This is a genomic window from Martinezella tropici (assembly GCF_003287875.1).
GTDB classification, from domain to species: domain Bacteria; phylum Pseudomonadota; class Alphaproteobacteria; order Rhizobiales; family Rhizobiaceae; genus Rhizobium; species Rhizobium tropici_C.
In genome coordinates, this window is sequence record NZ_QMKK01000041.1 from 1 (window position 1) to 2,544 (window position 2,544).

The window sequence follows — 2,544 nt, forward strand, 5'->3', positions numbered from 1 at the left end:
GAGGTCAGCGGCCAGGCCGTCGACCGCGCCGTCAACGCCATGCGCACCATCGCCGAGAAGATCTCCATCGTCCAGGAGATCGCCCGCCAGACCGACCTGCTGGCCCTCAATGCCGCGGTCGAGGCAGCGCGTGCCGGCGAGCATGGCCGCGGCTTTGCCGTCGTCGCCTCCGAAGTGCGCAAGCTCGCCGAACGCAGCCAGGCGGCGGCCGCCGAAATCTCCAGCCTCTCGGGTGAGACCGTCACGGTCGCGACCGAAGCCGGCGAGATGCTGTCGCGCCTCGTGCCCGATATCCGCAAGACCGCCGAACTGGTGGCCGAAATCTCGGCTGCCTGCCGCGAGCAGGATATCGGCGCCTCGCAGATCAACGAGGCGATCCAGCAGCTCGACAAGGTGACGCAGCAGAATGCCGGTGCCTCCGAAGAGATGTCGGCAACCTCGGAAGAACTGGCCGCCCAGGCAGAGGAGCTGCAGGCTTCCATCGCCTTCTTCAAGGTCGACCAGGCCAATGCTCGCAAGGCCCAGGCCGTGCATCAGCCGGTCCATGCTCCGATCCATCACACCGCCAGCCCGGCCAAGTCCAGGCCTGTCGCCAAGGCACCAGCTGCCAGGACACCGGCCACACGAACCGACAACAGCGTTGCCGCTCAGCAAGCCCGCCTCAAGGGCTTCTCCCTCGACATGTCCATGGGCGGACCAGACGCAGACGACAACGACTTTCGCCAGAGCGCCTGAGCGGCTGGCCTGATCTCGACACGATCCGGCGCCCGAAGGCGCCGGATCAAAGGCCGGCAAATGCTGTTGCGGGCCTCAAGAACCGGAAACGGTTCGCGGAAGGGTGAATGTATCGGTCTTCGCGCATCAAGACGGCTCCCCGTCTGACTTTTTTAACTATCAAATCTCTCCATCTCCAGGAGCTTCAGAGATGCGCTTTACCATCAAACTCAAATTGGCCCTCGCATTCGGCCTGCTGATTGTCATGTCCACGGGCATGTCGGTCCTGGCGATCATGAGCCTGTCTTCCTTGAATTCGGCCATTACCGAGATCATTCAGGGTCCGGCCGCAAATCAACGCAGCTCCGGCGAACTTTCTAACGCCGTCCTGAATGCAATCCGCAATGAAAAGAATGCGATTCTGAACAACGATCCGCAGGCCATCAGCGGTTACGTCGATGCGGTTCGTGCCAATGAGGCCACGATCGACCAACTCGTAGAGAAATTAGCGCAAGATTCTGCCATCGCAGACAAGGTCGCGGAGTTTTCCAGACAGTTTCCGGCCTGGAAGGAAGTCGACGCCCAGGTTTTGAAGCTCGCGGTCGAAAATACCGAAGACAGCAATCGGAAAGCGGCTGAACTATCCATGGGCGAAGGACGAAAGGCGACGACCGTTCTTCTCGACATTGTCGGCAAAATCAACGACGGGATCATTGCGGATCTGCACGCGACCGACCAGGCGACCAATGACCAATATGCTTTCGCGCGGAACCTTCTGCTGACCTCGCTCGCCGTCATGTTCGTACTGTCGAGCGTGATCGCCATCTGGATAGCGCTCGGCATCAACCGCGGTCTCAAAAAAATCCAGGCGGTCGCCGAAGGCGTTGCCATCGGTGATCTCAACCAGAATATCGAAATCAAGACCAATGACGAGATCAAGGATCTGGTCGATACCATCAACGTCATGACCGGCAACCTGCGCAATACCGCAACGATCGCCGATCAGATCGCCAACGGCGACTTGACGGTCAAGCCGAAGCCGATGTCGGACAAGGACACGCTCGGCACCTCGCTTCAATCGATGGTCGAACGCCTGCGCGGTGTCGTTGCGGATGCTCTGTCGGCTTCCGACAATGTCTCGTCGGGCAGCCAGCAGCTGTCGGCCGGTTCCGAGCAGCTCTCGCAGGGCGCCACCGAGCAGGCCTCTTCAGCCGAGGAAGCCTCCGCCTCGATGGAGGAGATGGCCGCCAACATCAAGCAGAATGCCGACAACGCCGCTCAAACCGAGAAGATCGCCCGTCAGTCCGCCAGAGACGCTGAGGTCAGCGGCCAGGCCGTCGACCGCGCCGTCAACGCCATGCGCACCATCGCCGAGAAGATCTCCATCGTCCAGGAGATCGCCCGCCAGACCGACCTGCTGGCCCTCAATGCCGCGGTCGAGGCAGCGCGTGCCGGCGAGCATGGCCGCGGCTTTGCCGTCGTCGCCTCCGAAGTGCGCAAGCTCGCCGAACGCAGCCAGGCGGCGGCCGCCGAAATCTCCAGCCTCTCGGGTGAGACCGTCACGGTCGCGACCGAAGCCGGCGAGATGCTGTCGCGCCTCGTGCCCGATATCCGCAAGACCGCCGAACTGGTGGCCGAAATCTCGGCTGCCTGCCGCGAGCAGGATATCGGCGCCTCGCAGATCAACGAGGCGATCCAGCAGCTCGACAAGGTGACGCAGCAGAATGCCGGTGCCTCCGAAGAGATGTCGGCAACCTCGGAAGAACTGGCCGCCCAGGCAGAGGAGCTGCAGGCTTCCATCGCCTTCTTCAAGGTCGACCAGGCCAATGC

The 2,544-nt window shown here is 62.1% G+C and carries 2 protein-coding genes; both read left to right on the forward strand.

Annotated features, from left to right (window positions below; all coding sequences use genetic code 11):
• A partial coding sequence (locus DQ393_RS16335) for a methyl-accepting chemotaxis protein (protein ID WP_245430374.1) occupies positions 1-735 on the forward strand: 735 nt, incomplete at its 5' end.
• Between the two features lie 190 nt (positions 736-925).
• Positions 926-2,544, forward strand: a 1,619-nt coding sequence (locus DQ393_RS16340) for a methyl-accepting chemotaxis protein (protein WP_146758982.1), incomplete at its 3' end; no start/stop codon positions are given.